General features: G+C 41.0%; 18 protein-coding genes. 8 read left to right on the top strand and 10 right to left on the bottom strand.

Translation table 11 applies throughout. The annotated features are described in order from the left end of the window. The first annotated feature begins 207 nt into the window (after window positions 1-207). The 5 genes from prmB to B0X70_RS16280 all read left to right on the top strand — a co-directional run bounded on the left by prmB (window position 208) and on the right by B0X70_RS16280 (window position 4,075). Window positions 208-1,140: a 50S ribosomal protein L3 N(5)-glutamine methyltransferase gene (gene prmB / locus B0X70_RS16300; RefSeq protein WP_217469821.1), complete on the top strand. Its 933-nt coding sequence runs from the start codon at window positions 208-210 to the stop codon at window positions 1,138-1,140. A gap of 82 nt (window positions 1,141-1,222) precedes the next feature. Next, window positions 1,223-2,308, top strand: a complete 1,086-nt coding sequence (aroC, locus tag B0X70_RS16295) for a chorismate synthase (RefSeq protein ID WP_036814028.1) — start codon at window positions 1,223-1,225, stop codon at window positions 2,306-2,308. 89 nt (window positions 2,309-2,397) lie between these two features. Then, window positions 2,398-3,201, top strand: a complete 804-nt coding sequence (locus B0X70_RS16290) for a sulfite exporter TauE/SafE family protein (RefSeq protein ID WP_105399083.1) — start codon at window positions 2,398-2,400, stop codon at window positions 3,199-3,201. 22 nt (window positions 3,202-3,223) lie between these two features. After that, window positions 3,224-3,775 (top strand): elongation factor P hydroxylase, encoded by a 552-nt coding sequence (locus tag B0X70_RS16285; RefSeq protein WP_217469820.1) that lies wholly within the window; start codon window positions 3,224-3,226, stop codon window positions 3,773-3,775. A 21-nt stretch (window positions 3,776-3,796) separates the two neighbouring features. Next, window positions 3,797-4,075: a YfcL family protein gene (locus tag B0X70_RS16280; protein ID WP_036778735.1), complete on the top strand. Its 279-nt coding sequence runs from the start codon at window positions 3,797-3,799 to the stop codon at window positions 4,073-4,075. A 427-nt stretch (window positions 4,076-4,502) separates the two neighbouring features. Here the strand turns inward: B0X70_RS16280 and B0X70_RS16275 are convergent, their stop codons facing one another. From B0X70_RS16275 to B0X70_RS16255, 5 genes are all read right to left on the bottom strand, one after another. Next, window positions 4,503-6,596, bottom strand: coding sequence for a peptidase domain-containing ABC transporter (locus B0X70_RS16275; protein ID WP_105399084.1), 2,094 nt, complete (start codon window positions 6,594-6,596; stop codon window positions 4,503-4,505). A 2-nt stretch (window positions 6,597-6,598) separates the two neighbouring features. Continuing rightward, entirely contained in the window at window positions 6,599-7,816 is a 1,218-nt protein-coding gene (locus B0X70_RS16270) for an HlyD family secretion protein (RefSeq protein ID WP_046396550.1), read from the bottom strand. Window positions 7,817-7,819: 3 nt separating this feature from the next. After that, window positions 7,820-8,689, bottom strand: coding sequence for a pepsin/retropepsin-like aspartic protease family protein (locus B0X70_RS16265; protein WP_105399086.1), 870 nt, complete (start codon window positions 8,687-8,689; stop codon window positions 7,820-7,822). A 3-nt stretch (window positions 8,690-8,692) separates the two neighbouring features. Continuing rightward, entirely contained in the window at window positions 8,693-9,856 is a 1,164-nt protein-coding gene (gene xyeB, locus B0X70_RS16260) for a cyclophane-forming radical SAM/SPASM peptide maturase XyeB (RefSeq protein WP_105396429.1), read from the bottom strand. Between the two features lie 599 nt (window positions 9,857-10,455). Beyond that, entirely contained in the window at window positions 10,456-10,632 is a 177-nt protein-coding gene (locus B0X70_RS16255; RefSeq protein WP_160297023.1) for a hypothetical protein, read from the bottom strand. Between the two features lie 134 nt (window positions 10,633-10,766). Here B0X70_RS16255 and B0X70_RS16250 point away from each other — a divergent pair, with 134 nt between their 5' ends. Next, window positions 10,767-10,940 carry a hypothetical protein gene (locus tag B0X70_RS16250; RefSeq protein WP_160297024.1) on the top strand — a complete coding sequence of 58 codons (174 nt, stop codon included), beginning with the start codon at window positions 10,767-10,769 and terminating at the stop codon, window positions 10,938-10,940. 2 nt (window positions 10,941-10,942) lie between these two features. On the opposite strand, the gene mnmC is transcribed toward B0X70_RS16250, so the two are convergent. Both mnmC and B0X70_RS16240 read right to left on the bottom strand, forming a co-directional pair. Next, complete coding sequence (gene mnmC, locus B0X70_RS16245) at window positions 10,943-13,021, bottom strand: bifunctional tRNA (5-methylaminomethyl-2-thiouridine)(34)-methyltransferase MnmC2/FAD-dependent 5-carboxymethylaminomethyl-2-thiouridine(34) oxidoreductase MnmC1 (RefSeq protein WP_217469819.1); 2,079 nt, start codon at window positions 13,019-13,021, stop codon at window positions 10,943-10,945. A gap of 168 nt (window positions 13,022-13,189) precedes the next feature. Continuing rightward, a complete protein-coding gene (locus tag B0X70_RS16240; RefSeq protein ID WP_036814010.1) occupies window positions 13,190-13,801 on the bottom strand; it encodes a LysE family translocator in 612 nt (203 codons plus the stop codon). A gap of 176 nt (window positions 13,802-13,977) precedes the next feature. Between B0X70_RS16240 and B0X70_RS16235 the strand changes: the two genes are divergently transcribed. Then, window positions 13,978-14,442 (top strand): Lrp/AsnC family transcriptional regulator, encoded by a 465-nt coding sequence (locus B0X70_RS16235; protein ID WP_036814005.1) that lies wholly within the window; start codon window positions 13,978-13,980, stop codon window positions 14,440-14,442. A 1,174-nt stretch (window positions 14,443-15,616) separates the two neighbouring features. Next, window positions 15,617-16,831 carry a beta-ketoacyl-ACP synthase I gene (gene fabB / locus B0X70_RS16230; protein WP_217469818.1) on the top strand — a complete coding sequence of 405 codons (1,215 nt, stop codon included), beginning with the start codon at window positions 15,617-15,619 and terminating at the stop codon, window positions 16,829-16,831. Between the two features lie 404 nt (window positions 16,832-17,235). Here the strand turns inward: fabB and B0X70_RS16225 are convergent, their stop codons facing one another. From B0X70_RS16225 to B0X70_RS16215, 3 genes are read right to left on the bottom strand one after another with little or no spacing between them, the layout of a single operon-like run. Further along, complete coding sequence (locus B0X70_RS16225) at window positions 17,236-18,756, bottom strand: tripartite tricarboxylate transporter permease (RefSeq protein WP_040149683.1); 1,521 nt, start codon at window positions 18,754-18,756, stop codon at window positions 17,236-17,238. Window positions 18,757-18,766: 10 nt separating this feature from the next. Beyond that, window positions 18,767-19,198: a tripartite tricarboxylate transporter TctB family protein gene (locus tag B0X70_RS16220; RefSeq protein ID WP_036778752.1), complete on the bottom strand. Its 432-nt coding sequence runs from the start codon at window positions 19,196-19,198 to the stop codon at window positions 18,767-18,769. 13 nt (window positions 19,199-19,211) lie between these two features. Then, complete coding sequence (locus tag B0X70_RS16215) at window positions 19,212-20,192, bottom strand: Bug family tripartite tricarboxylate transporter substrate binding protein (RefSeq protein WP_217469817.1); 981 nt, start codon at window positions 20,190-20,192, stop codon at window positions 19,212-19,214. Window positions 20,193-20,362 lie beyond the last annotated feature (170 nt).

Genomic DNA, 20,362 nt, shown 5'->3' with positions numbered 1-20,362 from the left:
TTGTTGAATAAGACGGTTTGTGCTGAAAATTAATTAAAAATCTGCAATAAAACATCCGGGCTGCTTTTTTAATTGTCATTTCTTAATTCATTGCTCGTTGAACATTAGCACTGAAAATTCTATGTCATTAACCTGATATAAAGCTGATTTGTTTTAATGATCGTGGCAAACTAGCAGGCTAATGAATTTGCAGGGCTGGAGGCGCTTTTGGACAAGATTTTTATCGATGAGGCAGTAGCTGAGTTATATACCATTCAGGATATGTTGCGCTGGTCTGTTAGCCGGTTTAATGCGGCGAATATTTATTACGGGCACGGTACAGACAATCCTTGGGATGAGGCGCTGCAACTGGTTCTTCCATCACTGTTTTTGCCGCTGGATATCCCACAAGAGATGCTAACCACGCGACTGACATCAACTGAGCGTCATCGTATTGTCGAACGGGTACTGCGCCGTATTAATGATCGTATTCCGGTTGCTTATTTGACTAACAGAGCCTGGTTTTGTGGTCATGAATTTTATGTTGATGAGCGGGTTTTGATTCCACGTTCACCGATTGGTGAATTAATTAATAATGAATTTGCAGGATTGATTCCTGACCAACCCGCCAATATCCTCGATCTCTGCACGGGTAGTGGTTGTATTGCTATTGCCTGTGCATATGCTTTCCCGGAAGCAGAAATAGATGCCGTGGATATTTCCGCAGATGTGCTGGCCGTGACTGAACAGAATATTCAGAATCACAGCCTTGACCATCGGGTCATTCCGATTCGTTCTGATCTGTTCCGCGATATGCCGCCGGTTAAATACGATCTTATTGTCACAAATCCGCCTTATGTCGATGCCGAGGATATGAGCGACTTGCCGGAAGAGTTTCGCCGTGAGCCTGAGTTGGGTTTGGCAGCGGGTTCAGATGGTTTGAAACTGGCACGCCGTATTCTGGCGACTGCTCCAGATTTTCTCACTGAACGAGGTGTGTTGATTTGCGAGGTTGGCAACAGTATGGTGCATTTGATTGAACAATATCCTGATGTGCCATTTATTTGGTTGGAATTTGAATATGGTGGCGATGGCGTATTTATGTTGACACGTCAACAGTTAGTTGAACATCACGAACATTTTCGTTTATTCAAAGATTGAATAATTGAACAGGTTGTAGCTGCGGTAATAATGCAAAACAGGCAGAGTCAAATAGAAGAACGATTAACAAGAAGGAGTTGGGATGGCGGGAAATAGTATCGGGCAATTTTTCCGGGTCACCACTTTTGGCGAATCTCACGGTTTGGCGTTGGGATGTATTGTCGATGGTGTGCCACCGGGCATTGCAATCACAGAAGCCGATTTGCAAATTGATTTAGACAGGCGTCGTCCGGGAACTTCCCGTTATACAACACAACGCCGTGAGCCGGATCAGGTTCGCATTCTTTCGGGTGTATTTGAAGGGGTAACAACCGGTACCAGTATCGGTTTACTCATTGAAAATACTGACCAGCGTTCTCAGGATTACAGCGCTATTAAAGATGTGTTTCGTCCGGGCCATGCCGATTACACTTATGAACAGAAATACGGTATCCGCGATTATCGTGGCGGGGGCCGCTCCTCTGCGCGTGAAACGGCGATGCGTGTTGCCGCAGGTGCAATAGCGAAAAAATATTTGTTGGATAGATATGGTATTCGTGTCCGTGCCTGTTTGACTCAAATGGGCAATATCCATTGCCAATTGAAAGATTGGGAACAGGTGGAACAAAACCCATTTTTCAGTCCTGATGAGACTAAACTTGAACAACTTGATGCCTTGATGCGTGAACTGAAAAAAGCGGGGGACTCTGTTGGCGCGAAAGTGACGGTTGTCGCGGAAAATGTTCCGGCTGGTTTGGGAGAGCCGGTTTTTGACCGTCTTGATGCCGATATTGCTCATGCGCTGATGAGTATTAACGCAGTAAAAGGCGTCGAAATTGGCGATGGTTTCGGTGTTATCAATTTACGCGGCAGCGAAAACAGAGATGAAATAACTGCTCTGGGATTCACCAGTAATCATGCGGGAGGAATTCTGGGTGGTATTAGCAGCAGCCAGCCAATTATTGCTCATATTGCGTTGAAACCGACATCCAGCATTATGGTGCCGGGTAAAACGATTAATCGTCAGGGTGAAGAGGTGGAAATGGTCACTCGTGGCCGCCATGATCCCTGTGTTGGTATCCGCGCCGTACCGATTGCGGAAGCAATGATGGCTATTGTGTTGATGGATCACCTATTACGCCAGAGGGCACAGTGTGCTGATGTCGAATCCAGCCTTCCTCGCTGGTGAACTTGAGAATGAAGCTAGCCTTGAAAATCCCAGAGACTGAAATGGGTAGCTTGAATATTGATAAGCGGTTGCTGTTGATGGGATGAAATATGGACTGGTTATTGTCGTCAGGTGCGGAAGTTTACATTTTGCTCTTTCTGGTTGCAATGATGGCTGGATTTATTGACTCGATTTCTGGCGGTGGCGGTTTACTAACCATCCCGGCGCTGTTATCCGTTGGAGTCTCTCCGGTACAGGCGCTGGCGACAAACAAGTTGCAGGCAGTGGGCGGTTCCTTCTCTGCCAGCCTCTATTTTGTTCGTTATGGTGCGGTTGATCTCAAATCTCAACGCTTTGCCATATTGATGACATTACTTGGCTCAATGGCCGGTGCGATTATTGTCCAGTTTATAAAGCCAGATTTTCTCTGTCAGCTATTACCGGTTCTGGTCATTATCATTGGTCTTTATTTCCTTTTGACGCCAGCCATCGGCATAGAAGAGCGCCATCGTCGCTTGACGCCTGTGGCATTCGCCTTGCTTGTCGGGAGTGGACTGGGTTTATATGACGGCATATTTGGCCCCGGTGTTGGCTCATTTTATGCGTTAGCTTATGTCGTGTTATGTGGCTATAACCTGGCGAAATCCACCGCTCATGCTAAAGTACTGAACTTTGCTTCTAATGTAGGTTCACTGGCGCTTTTTATCCTTGGCGGTCAAGTTTTGTGGGTATTGGGCCTTGTGATGTTGGCAGGACAGGTAATTGGGGCGCGGTTGGGTGCAAGTTTAGTTTTGACTCATGGACAAAAACTGATTCGCCCAATGATTGTCATCATCTCCTTTTTGATGAGTATTAAATTACTGAATGATAATCACGGCGATACGATCCGTAGCTGGTTGGCATTTTATTTCTGATTCAGGGTTTTGTTTTTAATTCATGATAATGCATAACTATCAACAACTTATTGATATTTTTAATCGCTGTTTTGGTGATGAATACAACACACGTTTGGTCAAAGGTGATAATGAACCTATTTATCTGCCGGCAGATGAAGAGATCTCCTATAACCGGATTGTATTTGCTCATGGTTTTTATGCCAGTGCATTACATGAAATTGCGCATTGGTGCATTGCGGGTCAAGAGCGCCGGAAATTGGTGGATTTTGGTTACTGGTATTGCCCGGATGGTCGTGACGCACAGACGCAAAGTGAATTTGAAAAAGTAGAAATTAAACCACAGGCACTTGATTGGTTGTTTTGTACTGCGGCAGGTTTTCCGTTTAATGTCAGTTGTGACAACCTTGAAGGGGATTTTGAACCTGATAGATTAGCTTTTCAGCGTAAAGTTCATGAGCAGATCATGGACTATTTAGCGCAGGGAATACCGGCAAGAGCAGAGTGCTTTATTCAGGGGCTGCAATCGTTTTACAATACGCCTCCGTTAAAAGCGGAACATTTTCCTTACCCGGAAGATATATTCGCAGAATGAAACTGAATTTGAGGAAAAATGATGCTCGCTGAGTTTGAAACGCGTATTTTAGCGCAAATTGATGGCATGGTAGATCACGCCAGTGATGATGAATTGTTTGCTGGTGGTTATCTCCGCGGGCATCTCACCTTAGCGGTAGCAGAATTGGAGCAGGAAGGCGCCCATACGGCTGAACAGCTTCATGACCGTGTTGAAGAAAGTATCCAAAATGCGATTAAAGCGGGAGAATTGGCGCCGCCGGATCAGATTCTGGTGCTTAATACCTGGCAGCGCCTGCTGGATAATGCTAAAACTCAATAATTTTATTCAGAGGCAGAAAACGAACTGTGCTACCAAAATTCATATGAATATCTGATAGTTGGTGGTGCGGTTCTTTATGGCTTTTCAGTTTTCACTATACTTTTCGAGGGAAGCCCCTTCCTTTTAGATCATAGGTATTTACACAATTTTTGTCAAAAATGGTTAATTGATATTCAGTATGCCGTCATTTAATTGCAAGTATAGCCTGTGTACTGATTCTGACGCTTACAGAGAGAAAAGAGGAACTGACTTGGCTAGCCGCCAGTGTATTGGAGCAGTTCGGCATGTGTAGATACCTATGCCTTTTAGGCGAAGGCTGACATTGCCCTAAATTTTGATAAAACTACTGTATTCTCCCGCTGGTAAATTACCCCCTTTAAGGGGTAATTTACCAGCGGGGAAAGAAAGCGGGCTGACTGCTGTACTATTATTTTAATTCACTATAGCTATCTCTATTAACCCACGATTTTAAATCTAAATTATATATTCGATCTGCTGATTTAATCATTTCAGGGCGATGTGCAATAAAAACACGTGTAATAGAGAGAGTATTTATTGCTTTCGTTATTTTTTTCTCGTTATTAATGTCTAAATTGCTAGTTGCTTCATCAAGTAGCAATATAGAAGGACGCCGATATAATGCTCTAGCTATAGCTACTCTTTGCCTTTGGCCTCCAGAAAGAGTACTGCCTATATCACCAATTTTAGTCTCATATCCTAAAGGTAATTTCATTATTTCATCATCAATTGCGGCATAAGATGCGCATTCCTCCATTCTTTCGTGGTTAGGAGCTTCGGAGAAGCTAGTGATATTTTTCTCTATTGTCCCTGACAGTAACTTATCATCCTGCATTACAAAAGAAATCTTCTGCCGAAGAGATTTTTTATCCATTGATGATATATTTTTCCCGTTTATAAGTATTTCACCATTAGTCGGTTCATAAAGACCAGCTAAAACATTCAACAAAGTTGACTTTCCACATCCAGATGCACCAACAATAGCTACACTTTCGCCAGGTAATATTTCAAGGTTAATTCCATCAAAAATATACGGTTGATTTTGCGAGTAACGGTAGGCTAGATTTTTAATGATGATAGAACCACTTATATTACTTCCAAATTTTTCTCCACCTTCAGATTCAGTAGGAGAAACAGCTACATCAGTTAAACGATGGCAATACATGGAAATGAGGAAGAACTCAGAAAGAGCATCCGATAGCTTAATTACTCTTGAAACAATCATATCACCATATAACATTACCCCAAAAAGTGCACCTGTTGATAATCCAGAGTCGAAATAGATTGCGCCAGTGGTTAATATAAAAACCCCTGATAACCCTTGAAGAAGAATTCCTAGTGTATTGGTAAATAAGTCCATTTTGAATGTTCTATTTGCTGAGCGAGTGGAATTAACAACATAATTAACCCACTCCCGACGGCGTAACACATCGAGATTCAACATTTTTATTGCTGTTATTGCACGGATAGACTCAATAAAATGTGATTGTTGAATGGATTCATGGATAATTGTTTCATTTTTTAATGTCTTGAATTTGTTGAATAAACCAATCCTTATCGCTGCGTAAAATAATGAAAAAAAAACAGGAGGGATTGCTAAAATTGGAGAGTAGTTAATGATAACAACTATAGATATAAATACAACAATAGCGTCTAGAGCTGATGATATCATATTTGAATCAAAGGATTCCTGGATTGCACAAAGAGCTTGAAATCTTGATGAAATATCACCAATATGTCTTTTTATAAAAAAAGGGAGCTTAAGACTAACGACTCTATTGAAAAACATTTCCGCCCACTTAACCCCTAACGAATATCTAAGATTCATTAGTGTTATAGCTCTAATCACTGAAAAAAATGATTTAGCTAGCAATGCCGAGATAACAACAATCGATAAAGAATATATACCTTGAATATCATTTGAACGAATTAATGTATCGATGGTAAATTGCGTCGCTGCTGGAACTGAGATAGATAGGAGTTCAATGATAATGGAAATGGCGAGCACGCTAGAAAGGATTTTCCCTAATCCACTTATACCTTTGAATAAGTCTTTCACATTGACGTTAATTTCCAGAGGTTCTTTATTAAACGTTTCTATAGGCCATGCTTCCAATATAACTCCGGTAAATTTATCTGAAAGTTCCCTAAGAGATATAAAACGTTGACCTATAGCTGGATCGTGAATTACGGCACCCTTACGATTGACTCTAATCAAAACAACATAATGATTAAAAGACCAGTGAAGGATGACAGGTCGTGTTATAGTATGTAAATCCTCTATTTCAACACGAGAGGCACGGGAAGTCATCCCTACTTGTTCAAATGCATTGACGAGATTGCGAAGCGTCATTCCATCCATAGTGACTTCATGAATCGAACGGGCTGCTGCCAGATCGATTCGTTTCCCAAAATACCCTGCGAGCATAACCAAACAGGCTAACCCACATTCGCTAATTTCGGATTGTAAAATTACCGGTATTTTTTTTCGCCTAAAAAACATATCTATCCCTCAGATCCGACTCTTATAATACTTCGTTTGATTGGAGAGAAAATCCATTCCCAAAGCGGTCGCCGGGTGGTTAAAATGTCGGCTTCAACTTCTACTCCTGTTGGTAATTTTCGTCCGTTTGCATCAGGGATAACTACAACTCGAAAACGTCTGTTTTTACCCGATAGGGAATCAGGACTGCTACTAATTGATGTAATTTTTCCGGGTACTTTACCGAACCACTCCCAAGGTAAAGAGGCAACACGCATCATAACTGTTTGCCCCACTTTTACATCAGGTAAAGCATTAGGCGGTATTAATATTTCAACGAAAGGTTTAGCTCCGCTAGGAACAATTACAGCTGCAATTCCTCCGGTGTTAACCCGCTCTCCTTCAAATATTTTCATTGAAGATATAATACCCTCTATTGGTGCTATGATTCGCGATTCAACTATCGCAGAAGAATTAATTACTTGCTGTTCTAATCTCATTATTTCTTGTTGAATAGATATAATCTCCTCTTTCTCTATGGTTTGTGAACGTGCAAGTTCGTCAACTAATTGAAGTTCTTCACCTATTGTGCGCTCTATGTTAATATTAAGTGTATTTATCTGAGAAATGGAGTTATGGTAATCGTTTTCTCTTTCTATTTTTTCAGACTCTACGGCTATCCCTTGATTACGTAAATCTTGATAGAAAACTAACCTTTTTTTTAGGTTTTCATTCCTTTTTATTTCAGAGGAAAGAGCTTTTTTAATTGCCGATAGTTCCTGTTTCTTTATACTAATTCTATCCATCAAACGTAATCTTTCATTATCATATTCTTTTCCTTTTTCTTCCTTACGTTTTTTTAGTGATTTTATCTGTTTTTCTGCATTTTCTTGTAATGTTATATTAACGCCCCCGCCTTCGTACACCACATCATGATATACCGTCGCAATCAGCTCCCCTTTTTTAACAAAATCTCCTTGTTGTACTTTTATCTTTGAAATAACTCCATCTTGATTAAAAACAGATTCAGCAGCAGCCGGAAAGTATAAAACTTGTCCAATGGCAGGGACTCTCTGAGAATAATTGGTTAATAAAATTACAATTGTAATAACCAGAACTCCCATCGAGATCCATAGTGCTACTGGAAGTATTGAAGGAACTGAAATGGAAAAATCCCCTAACCACGAATTTTCTTTATAGCTGAGGGCTTCTTCACGAAAAATTGATTCTTTCTCGCTCATTTCTTATCTACTTAAATAAAGTTTTTCATTAGGCATATCTAAAATAACCTTATGGCCTCGTAAAAAATCCATTCCTAATAATCCATCAAAATCGATATCTTTTGGCATATTCTGATTGATGACTATAGATATAATACTTTTTTTATCTCGTTTGGAATCATTTAAATCAACGGAAACAGTATTACAATCTAGATTTGACGCTGTTTTATCGATCAACTTGCAGCTTCTGAATTTAGTACCATCTGGAATGCGATTATAAAATATAATTGAATGTGTTGCAGCAGTATCAAGAATAATATTTAACGGAATTTCGTTTATTTCCGCACGTAAAGAAATTCCTGATGGCGTTAAATTAAAGTGATAAGAATACCATGAAGTTATGTCATAATGTTGATTTGTAAGAATCTGCAATTTATTATCTTTAAAATCTAAGAGTACCATTTGTTCTTTGAAAGCACCTAGTCCGATTACTTCGGACTCAGGATCTTTTCTTGTATCACCTAGTGATAGCCCCCACGGGATAAGGTTAACTAACTCTATGTTCTTAAATAGAATGTTTGAAATTAATAATTCTGAAATCATCCATCTTGAAACAGTAAAAGTCCTTCCAGATAGATCACCTAGTTTTATATTGGCTTGTTTTTTCATTGATTTTAAATCAGATTCAGAAAGTAATTTTTCTATTTCATAACTATATAAATGCAATCCTTTGCTACTTCCTGTATCCAACATTAACGTATGATAACGGTTTGAGATTGTTGCATCAACAATTGGAAGCCCATTATCATCATATCGGATATTTAATATCGGTAATTTCTCATATGCATAAGAGAATGATGAAAAAAACAAAACAACAAAAATAGCCTTTATCATTAGTTAACACCCCAGGTTTTTAGCAATGAAATCTTCATTTATGCCAGATGAAATTAAATGTGATGCGATTCTGCTTAATATTTTTTTAACGGATGGGCAGAATACAGTACGTCTATTAAAACCATCCTTTTTAGAATATCTTTGGATATGATTCCCTCCTCCGCAAATGTTTTTCCAAACGCATTCATTACACTCCTCAGGTAAATCATTACCAATTTCAAAGTATTTTTGCATCTGCCACGATGAAATTACGTTATTTAGACTTAATTCATTGACGTTTCCAATTGCCGTAAATATATCATCGTTAGATGACCGTAAAATATCATCTACATGAATATTGCCTTCAGATCCCATTGTAAAAGCGACAATATCATTATTCATTTTTCCCATTCCTGCAACATGGAATATTCCTGGATTTAACATCCCTTGAATGGTTGCATAGAAATATCTTACAATGATTTTTTTATCTGCATCAGAAAAAAATTCATCCACGGCTGAGCAAAAGAAATCAGATATACCATAAGGATTTTTGCAATTATCATGACTTTCATCAGGGATAAGAAAATCAAAACTCTTGCAATTTAAAACATCTACAAAATGGCGATAAACTTCTGCTCCATTGGAGTTTGGGTTAGCTACGCATAAAACACCTGGAGCGCTGGGTAATTTTCCATCCTTCCATGCCGACTGTAGCTTAAAAAGCCCAGAAACAGTTGCATCATAGGTACCTTTTCCTTTATTATCAATACGATTCTTATCGTTAATGTGTTTTGGGCCATCAATGGATACGCTGACACTGATATTATATTTTGAAAAAATATCTATCCATTCATCGTCAATTAACGTTGCATTAGTTTGGCATGCAATTGAAAATTTAGCACCTTTGTAATCCCCTGACATTAATTCTTCACACATACGTGAAAATCTTTCTCTATTTAACATTAGTGGTTCACCGCCATGTAAATCCACCTGAATGCTTTCTATATTATACTCAGTTAAAGAACGCTCTAAAAAACGTTTTAGATTTGAAACGGTTTTAAGAGAAATTACAGGTTTGGAATTGATCGCAAGGTCATTACCCATATTAAAAACATAACAATATGTGCAATTTATATTGCACCTTTCACTAACCTTTGCAATTATTTCCAAGTGTTTTATTTTTTTCATAAGATAACCGGATGTTTTAATCTAAATAAGAAACTGGATTATATAATCTATTTGTGAATATATTACGCAATACTACTAAAATCGAGCTATTTTGTTTAAGAAAATCATTTCTCAAAAAATCTTTTTGCGGATATCCTTGCCCTCTGTTCCACATAGTAGGAACAGAGGGCAAGGCTTCAAAAAACTTAATCAGCTTCACGTTTATCAGGAACTGACTGAAAGTTGCTTACTTTAGTGATTCTTAATCCATTTCAACCAACGATCGCCACCACCACAAACATTGTCGAGCAGTGATTGTGCCATTGCCTTCTGATCAGCACTCTTTTTTGTTTTTTGTGGTTACAGTAGCTTTATTTTCTTTGATTTCTTTAGCTAACTTAGACATGTATTTGAATCCTTCTTTTCGCTGTATCGGAATTGATACCTTAATAAAGGTCACACGAAGAATAAACATTTGCAAATATTTTTTTACAAAAAAATACAAATTGAGCAATTTATAAGTAGTGAACGCCATCATTGCTGCGCAGATCTACAATACATGAGCGCAGTTTTTCCGATGTAAGCACCTTATTGTAGGGCATTCCTAATGGGATAATTTTTTAGAGCATCATATCAGAAATAGCTAAATCTAAGCAGTTCCCCTCGCAGGCAGAGTAATAGGTATCTACACAATTTTCGTCAAAAGTGGTATTAATATCCAGTATACATTCAACTTTTCTATCGCCGGGCTCGATGCCCGGCTCAACCGTCGATATCAATCTTTGGGTAAACAACATATGACTCCTGCCATTCCCCTTGCGCTGGTGATTTAAAGATATCACCAGTACCCAGGACCACCTTTGCTACCACTCAGGTCGTCTGGCATTTTCTTAACAATGACCGTATTTCATTTAGCCAGCTTAATCAGACGATGATTGAACTGGCCCGATATAGCATCATTCACAGTTTCCATGCTTATGCGTTGTTGGTTGTTCGTAATAGGTCTCGTTTACAGTTTGTCTCACATCCGCATAAAGCCCATTGGCTTCAGATGACGTATGCCCGGGATATCGGTTATGAACTGCAAACCCAGCCTGTTGGTTGATGTTACTTCCGGTCTGCCAATCGTCCGTTAGTGCAGTCACTGACGGACAAGGGGGACAATTTACGGCCTTTCAGTAGTTTTCTGATCCAAAAACGGTTTGGATGAAGAGCTGCCAATGTTTCATTATCCAGTGGTAATGGCTCATCAAAGATCTGCCCGGCAAGAATTTCTGCACTGAGTGGCGCAGAGCATAATCCACGAGAACCTAATGCCCCGATAACAAACAGATTGGAATAGCAGGGTGCATCTGTAATGAGGCTCCCTGTGCGGATTTTTTCTGGCAAATCTTGATAATCTGTCATTATTTTATTGAGATCCGGCACATTTCCCACCATTGGCATATGATCACGGATAACGCAGCGAATACCTTGACGGGATTGTTTAGCAGAAACATCAACCTGATTTACCCATTCGGCATTAGGTAAACATTTCAGCAATCGATCACGGTTTTCCTGCTGTTCTGTTTCAGAATATTCATTATCAAACCGATGACGCTGATAACTGGCGCCGATACAGTGGTGTTGATTGGCTGGATTAGCCGGTGTCATATAACCATCGTAGCAAAGCACATTTTGCAATTGGCTCAGATCAGTTGTGGTTGGGATGTGACTGACTTGACCACGCACAGCAGTTACCGGCAGTTTCTCGGTTTGTTCAAATTTGGGGAGATGATGACCGTTGGCAATCACCACCGTTTTATGCTGTGCGTTTAATGGTTGTCCTTGATGCATGAGATGCAGTTGCCAGCCATGCTGGTTGTAATTGAGCGCGGTAACTTGATGATTGAAGCGACAGAGCATTCCTTGCTGTTGTGCCAATTCTGTTGCTGCTTTAGTGAGTTCAGCCGGGCATAGCCATCCGCCCTGTGGATAGTGAATGCCGTGGTGATGAATATCCAGCCCACATTTTTCACTCAACTGGTGACAATTCATGCCGATGGCGAGTTCATTCGGCCATTTTGTCGCCAGCATTTTCTCAATTTTCTTACTACTTTTTTCATCATAGGCAAGCTGGCTGACGCCACACCATTGATGGTTGAAATCAACTCCTTGCGCTGATAACTGTTCATATTGGCGGCGAGCGAAGGTAAATGCAGAGATAAAGAATTTTTCGAGTCCGTTATTACTACCGTTCAGTAGCGGATAAAGCGCTCCCTGGCGATTACCGGACGCACCTTGTGCTGGGGCTGCATCCTGACAATAAAGAGTCACCTGTGCTCCACGGCGCAGTAGAGCAAGTGCGGTGAGAATACCGGCAATCCCTCCGCCGATAATCGCGATATCATCGGTGTGGCTTGCTGTCGGCCGGGCAAACCAAGGTGCTGGTAATGGCTGATACTTCTGAGTTGCCAGAACCCCGGTCAGCATTTCTCTTTTTCGACCGAATCCTTTGATTTTACTGACATTAAAACCAGCCTGTTGTAAACCGCGACGGACGATGCCCGCGGAAGTAAAGGTTGCAAAGGTGCCTTCTGGATGGGCAAATTGTGCCATTGCGGCAAACAACTGTTCACTCCACATTTGCGGGTTTTTGGCAGGAGCAAAGCCGTCTAAAAACCAGGCATCTATTTTACCGTGAAGAGTGGAATCCATTGTGGGCAACAGATCATTGACGTCACCGAACCATAAATCCAATGTGACAGCGCCATTTGCCATAATCAGTCGGTGGCAGCCTGCCAGAGGTTGAGGCCATTGCTGGCAAAGTTGCTGTGAAAAAATTCCAAGTTCAGGCCAGCGTTGATGAGCGGCTTTTAAGTCATTGGTTTTCAGCGGATACTTCTCAAAACTGATGAAATGTAGACGTTTCAATGGCGCATCAGGATTCTGCTGTCGAAATGCATCAAATGATTGCCAGAGCGTCAGAAAATTTAATCCTGTTCCGAAGCCGGTTTCCGCGATTACACAATTAGAACGGGAATGAGTGCTGAATCGTTGGGGAAAGCGGTTACCATTAAGAAATACATAACGGGTTTCTTCCAGCCCATCCTGATTTGAGAAGTAAACATCATCAAACTGTGTTGAAACCGGGGTACCTTGATCATTCCAACTTAGGGTTGCGGTACAGATAGCAGAATTTTTCACGGTAATGCCTGCAATATTACTGATAATAATGCGATTTTAGCGAGGTTGAGATTGATGTACCACCTGACAGAAGAAAAGAGTGAAAAAGTGCTGATTTGAACAGCAGCCAGCGCCTGTATTTGGACAAGTGCTGGACATTATTGGGCATTATATCAACAATCATTCTGTTCAGCTCTTCGCCAGGTACCCGGCGGCCAAACACAAAAGCCCTGCGGCAATGCCTTCAACCCAGCGACGGCGACGATCGCTGAATGAACCTTTTTGCCCCATGCTAGCTATGGTGACACCGATTAATCCGTAAATGAGAGCGCAGGTAGTGATGAAAATTGCTGAGAGAATAATGGATTGGAGCGTATAGTTGCTGTCCGCAGTGATGAAGTTTGGCAGAATAGCAAAGTAAACCAGCAACCCCTTAGGGTTCAGAAAGCTGGTTAGGAAACCTTTGGTCAGCGAGGTCTTGGCTGATGAGGACGAGAAAATAATTTTGCCGGGACGCATGGCTGAACGGAACATCTGAACCGCTAAATAGGCTAAGTAGACAACGCCAACCCAACGCATCACCTCGAACAGAATTGGTGAGGTTGCCACAATAGCAGTAACACCCAGAGCGCCAAGAATGCTATGTAGACAATAACCGGAGATGACTCCTGCATTGGCGCGTAGGGCTGCGCTTTTTCCTGCTGACAGACCTTGAGATGCTACAAACATGATATCGGGTCCGGGAGTACAGATTAACGGCAGTACAGTTGCAGCGAAAATTAAAAAGTTCTCTAACTGCATGATTTTTCCTCCATAAATGTTTAAGAGTAAGTTGGCAGGCTAGACGCTATAATCAATCTATAAAAGATAATTTTTGGTATTTTAAGCTAATTATTATGATATTTTGTGTCTATTTTTTCATTTTTTATATTAATATTGCAATCAGATTAATTTATTTTTAGTTTTAATGGAATCGAATGCTAATGAAATTAGATAATATTGATAAACGTATTCTTCGTGCCTTACAACGTAACGGCCGACTCCAGAATATCGAATTAGCTAAAGAGGTTGGTTTATCACCATCGCCTTGCTTGCGGCGTGTACGGTTATTGGAAGAAGCAGGGGTCATCAAGCGTTATGTTGCCGTTCTTGATGGTTCGAAGATCGGCGCTAATCTTTCATTGTTTGCCCGAATTTGGCTCAAGGCTCAGGATGCAGAGACGATCCAGCGTTTCACTGATGCTATCCAAGAAATGCCTGAAATTGTGGAATGTCACTTAATGGCAGGAGAATGTGATGCGCTTCTGAGAATCGTTACTGAGGATCTCCATTCTTATCGTCGTTTCCATGCCGAACATCTAACTCGGATCGACAGTATTCAAAGCGTGAAGACGGAGGTACCGATGGAAACGGCGAAACTTACCCATATGTTACCAATATGAATAAGTTCTCCTTATAATAAAGCCGGGATGCCCAAGGAAATAATGCCCCGCCAGCGAAGCGGGGTTTATATTTATAAATCAATGTGAAATTCACATAATTTTTTAAATTCTTTTGATTGCCTCTCTTTTAAATGTGAGGAAATAGTATTAATCATTGATATCACTTTACGCTTGGCCGCTTCCTATTAGCTCGTTTTAAGTAATCTGAGTTTTGCATAGGTGTAGGTATGAATACATCTTTTGAATTGAATTCGGCAATCTCCTTAATATTACTTCTGTATATAGACTCTAATAATCTCTGATTCCTACTGGATATAATCATAATTAGCCCATAAAGTGTAATGAATGCGCCAATTAGGATATGATTTTGTTGTAAAATAATTGGCTCCATATTGTTAAATTTGTTGCCATATTGTGATAATATGTTTATATCCATATTAAAAGCCACTAAAATCCATATGATACCAACGCTTAGCAGAAGGTAACCAAGTCCTCTCATTATTAACCCCCATTAGGATTATTGGGTAAAGTTATTTAGGTCTTACAATGAACCGACCATTTGCATATGACATAGCATAATTACCATCACTTTTTGTGTGAATAATGGCTTTATCGGTTGATAAAGTCGGAAAATTTTCTGTTCTAAAACATTTGTTGCTGTAAGTTTAAGTATTTTACCTAATTCAGTCAGTAATATAACATAGGGATTGATTCATTTCATAAAAATTTTATTCACCCTTATTATTCCCAGTTATTAAATTTATTTCCAATTAGCAATAAACTTAATAAAAATAACAAGTATATCAACTTATATATAAATATAAGCCTGCTAATCATTATTCGAATGCTTGATAAATTTATATATATTTCATTGATATTATTATCCTTAGTCTAAATTTTTGATGGAAATTAAAAGTATTTTATGATTTTATTGTTCACCAAAATAATTCCTATCTGAAATTTATTTTTGTCTATTAAAGCCCGAATGTTTTTTACTGTATTCTATGAAAATTAACAGTTATTTTAACGAGAAAACATATTGGGGTTTTTAGAGAGATGAATTTTTCTTCGTAATTTTATCCTGATCGGACTTGTTCAGCGTACAAGTGTACGCTAAAGTGCTACATAGCATAGATAGAAATCCCGCGGATAAACACATTTAATGAGGTATTTGATGAAGCGTGTAGTGATCACTGGCTTGGGTATTGTTTCCAGCATTGGTAATAATCAGAAAGAAGTACTGGCATCTCTGAAAGAAGGTCGCTCCGGGATAACTTTTTCTGAGAAATTCAAAGAGATAGGAATGAGAAGCCATGTCTGGGGGAATGTAAAACTGGATACCACCGGGTTAATAGACCGAAAAATTCAGCGTTTCATGAGCGATGCCTCTGTTTATGCTTATCTGGCGATGGATGAAGCAATTAAAGATTCTGGCCTGACTGATGATCAGGTTTCCAATATTCGTAGCGGATTGGTAGTGGGTTCTGGTGGTGGTTCTCCATATAACCAGGTTGCGAGTGCTGATGGTATGCGCGCTCGTGGTTTACGCGGTGTGGGGCCTTATATGGTAACCCGCGCAATGGCTTCCGGTGTGTCAGCTTGCCTTGCAACTCCTTTTAAAATCAAAGGGGTAAATTATTCTATCAGTTCTGCCTGTTCTACTTCTGCTCATTGCATTGGTCATGCGGCTGAACTTATTCAGTTAGGAAAACAGGATATTGTTTTTGCCGGTGGTGGTGAAGAGCTGTGCTGGGAAATGAGCTGTGAATTTGATGCAATGGGCGCACTTTCAACCAAATACAACGAAACGCCAGAAAAATCGTCCCGCACTTATGATAAAAACCGTGATGGTTTTGTTATTGCTGGCGGCGGCGGTATTGTTGTTGTGGAAGAATTAGAGCATGCACTGGCACGTGGCGCACACATATACGCTGAAATTGTTGGTTATGGTGCAACATCGGATGGCGCAGATATGGTTGTTCCATCTGGCGAAGGTGCGGTTCGTTGTATGAATATGGCATTGCAAGGTATGAAAGGTTCCATCGATTATGTGAATACGCACGGTACTTCTACTCCTGCGGGTGATTTGAAAGAGTTGGAAGCGATCAGGAAAGTCTTTGGTGATACAACACCGGCAATTTCTGCAACAAAAGCGATGACTGGTCATTCACTGGGTGCTGCCGGTGTACACGAAGCGATTTATAGCCTACTGATGTTAGAGCATGATTTTATTGCACCGAGTATTAACATTGAAGATCTTGATGATAAAGCGGCGGGCATGAATATCATCACTAAACCTACTGAGCAAAAGTTGAATACGGTGATGTCCAATAGTTTTGGTTTCGGTGGCACTAATGCTTCTTTGGTGATGAGCAAGTATTTAGGTTGATATCCCCCATCACAGATTATTTCGGACCAAAAATGGTTATTATTTGATACATCTTAGGTGACCGCGTATAGCGGGTCACCTTTGTGTATAGTCCCGTTTCTGCGTGTTGTTTGTATCTTGTTTATACCCGTCATCTTTCAAGTTGCCTCTTTGTTGGCTGCGCTCGCTCACCCCGGTAACATAGTTTGCTATGCTCCCGGGGATTCACTCCCTTGCCGTCGCGATGCACCTTGAAATCCATAAGGTATATTCGTTTATATAAAGTAAATTCAAACCTATTTTGCTTAGTGTTGATTTTGTCTGAAATATAATGTGAATACGGAAATATATTCTTGTTGTGATAGAAAAGCCCATAATATCTTTATGATAATTATGATTTTTTAATATTATGGGCTTTTTATTAATTATGATTTATTTTCAGTAGCTACTTGCTGAATACGGCGCTTACGGACAATTCGTAATATTGGTGGAATAACCAAAACCAGAGTTGCCAGTATCAATAAACTCTGAGCAATTGCACTACTCCACAGAATGCCAAATTCTCCGTTGCTAATAGAAAGTGCGCGACGTAAGTTTTGTTCCAGCATTTCTCCTAATACAAAACCGAGGATTAATGGCGACATCGGGAAATTCATTTTCCTCAGAATATAACCGAAAACGCCCAACCCTACCATCAATAGAAGATCAAACGTCGTGCTATGTATGGCATATACACCAACCGCTGAAACAGTAGCAATAGCTGGAACAAGAAACCAGAGTGGAATAGTGAGCATCCGTGTAAACAGACCTATCATTGGGATATTCATAATCAGCAGAATAACATTGGCAATTAATAAAGCCGCAATTAACCCCCAGACAATATCCGGTTGCTCAGTAAACATTCCCGGCCCAGGCGTAATGTTATAGAGCGTTAATGCCCCCATCATGACGGCAGTGGTACCTGAACCTGGCACTCCTAATGTTAGCATTGGAATAAAGGAGCCGCAGGCCGAGGCATTATTAGCTGCTTCTGGTGCTGCTACGCCGCGAATATCACCTTTACCAAATGAATCGCTATTCCCACTGAGCTTCTTTTCAGTCATATAGGTAATTGCGCTGGCAATTGTCGCTCCTGCGCCAGGCAAAATACCGACAAAGAAACCGATAAAGGATGATCTAAGCGTTGGTATGGCGCATTCAGCCGCTTCCTTGCGATTGAACAGCAGGCGGCCTGTTTTGCGAATAATGGTTTTGCCGGTTGAGGTGTTCTCTAACATCAGCAGAATTTCGCTGACAGAAAACAGACCTATTACCACAACAATAAACTGTATACCATCTGATAGATGAACACTGTCGAAAGTAAAACGATAAACCCCGGTGTTGGCGTCTACTCCGACAGTTGCCAGACTCAATCCTATTAATGCTGCTAATAGTGATTTCAGCGGATTCTGGCTCATCATGCTACCCAGACAAGCAATAGCAAAAACCATAAGTGCAAAATATTCAGCAGGGCCGAAAGCTAGTGACCACTGCGCCAGTAATGGAGCAAATAAAATAATGCCGAAAATTGCCAGCAAAGAACCACAAAAAGAACTCACCGCGGAAATAGACAGCGCCACACCCGCACGACCCTGTTTGGCCATCGGATAACCGTCTAGTGCGGTCATAATGGCAGCGGCGTCACCAGGAACATTCAGCAGAATCGATGATATACGCCCACCATACTCACAACCGATATAAACGGTTGCCAATAAAATCAGGGCAGATTCAGCAGGCAGCTTTAAAGCGAAAGCCAGTGGCAGTAGAATCGCAACACCATTAATCGGCCCAAGCCCCGGCAACAACCCAACAATCGTGCCGACAAAACAGCCAATTAAAGCAATAATCAGGTTTTGCGGCACCATTGCAACTTCAAAACCTTGGCTAAGATACATCCACGTTTCCATAAGTTCTCCGTCAGTTGAGCCAGCTACCGAGAGGCAGGGTTACGTCAAGTAAGCGGTCAAAGGCGAAATAGAGCGTGACGCCAAGGAACACCCCGGAAATGATTGCGGCAGGCAATGTTGCGTTAAACAACAGTGCGACACTGAATGTCAGCAGCGCTGTAGCGAGAGGGAACCCCAGCCACTCAAATGCCCAGCCATAGATAACCAAAGAGATAATCAACAACATTAGGCGACGGATAACGGGGGCGCTAGGCCAATTGCTCTGTTCTGGTTTTTTGAAAAGCAGTAGTAAGGCACAGAGCGCCATCAGAGACAGAATGATCATTGGGAAAGGTCTAGGTCCCAAAGGTTCATAAGTGTATTCGCTCTGAATGCCCCAACCAATAACCATCCCAATGGCACAGAGCACTAGCCAGATAGCAGCAAAGATACGATCGCTCATAATGATGACTCTGTTATTTGGCTAAGCCAAAAGCTCTGGCTTGTTCACGATATTGTTCAACCTGTTTTTTCACATAGTTGTCCAACTCTTTGCCGGTCATGTTGAATTCGAACAACCCACGGATATCACGCTGTTTTTTAAAAGCATCTGTTTGTTGTAGTTTATTAAAAGTATCAACCCACCATTGGTACTCTTCGTCAGAAACTTTTGGGCCCATGTAAAATCCGCGAATAATCGGCCATACCAAGTCATAGCCTTGCTCTTTGGCCGTAGGAATATTGGCTAAATCGCCATCTAGTCGTTTATCTGCATAAACAGCTAAGACCCGGATTTTGTCTCCATTCAGGTAAGGGACCATCTCGCTCAGATCACCAGAAACCGCCTGAATATGATTACCCAGCAGAGCGGTGACAGGTTCACCACCCCCTTCAAAGGCGACATAACGCATCTTGTGAGGATCAATACCAACTTCTTTTGCCAGCAGTGCGGTTTTCATCCAGTCCTGACTGCCAATGGAGGCTCCGGCGCCAAATACAATGTTATTAGGATTATCCTTGAAAGCATTCATCAGATCGTTCAGGGTACGGTAAGGTGAATCGGCACGGACAGCGATCATTCCATAATCAGTACCAACACTTGCCAGCCAACGCACATCATTAACGTTATAGCGACCAAATTTCCCCTGAGATAAATTGAGCAGAGAGCCGCCGGAGAAGGCGACAATGGTTCCCGCTTCAGCAGGTCGTTGTGCGACGATAGCATTGTAAGCGACAGCGCCAACACCACCGGGCATAAAGGTGACGCGCATAGGTTTGCTGATCTCTTTCGTATCCAGTAATGAAACTTGGATCAGTTTGCAGGTCAGGTCAAACCCGCCACCCGGTTTTGCAGGGGCAATGCATTCGGTCCTGCCAGGCGCACTGGCGGCAAAAACACTGCTTGTGCCAAATAGTAAAGCGGTTGCCGCTAATATCTTGATCGTTATAGCTTTCATTTGTTTACTCTCATCAATACCCGTGTAAGATATACCACTACAACCAAACTTGGTTGACCCAATTAGTAATAACAAAACCTTTCATTTACCTTTCATTAACAAGAAAAGTTGTTGATATGTGATTTTAATCTCTTAAATTTGCGTAGTGTTTCGCATTAATGAGCTAACAA

It is taken from the genome of Photorhabdus akhurstii (assembly GCF_019090985.1).
Taxonomy (GTDB): domain Bacteria; phylum Pseudomonadota; class Gammaproteobacteria; order Enterobacterales; family Enterobacteriaceae; genus Photorhabdus; species Photorhabdus akhurstii.
This window is presented reverse-complemented; position numbering and strand designations above follow the sequence as displayed.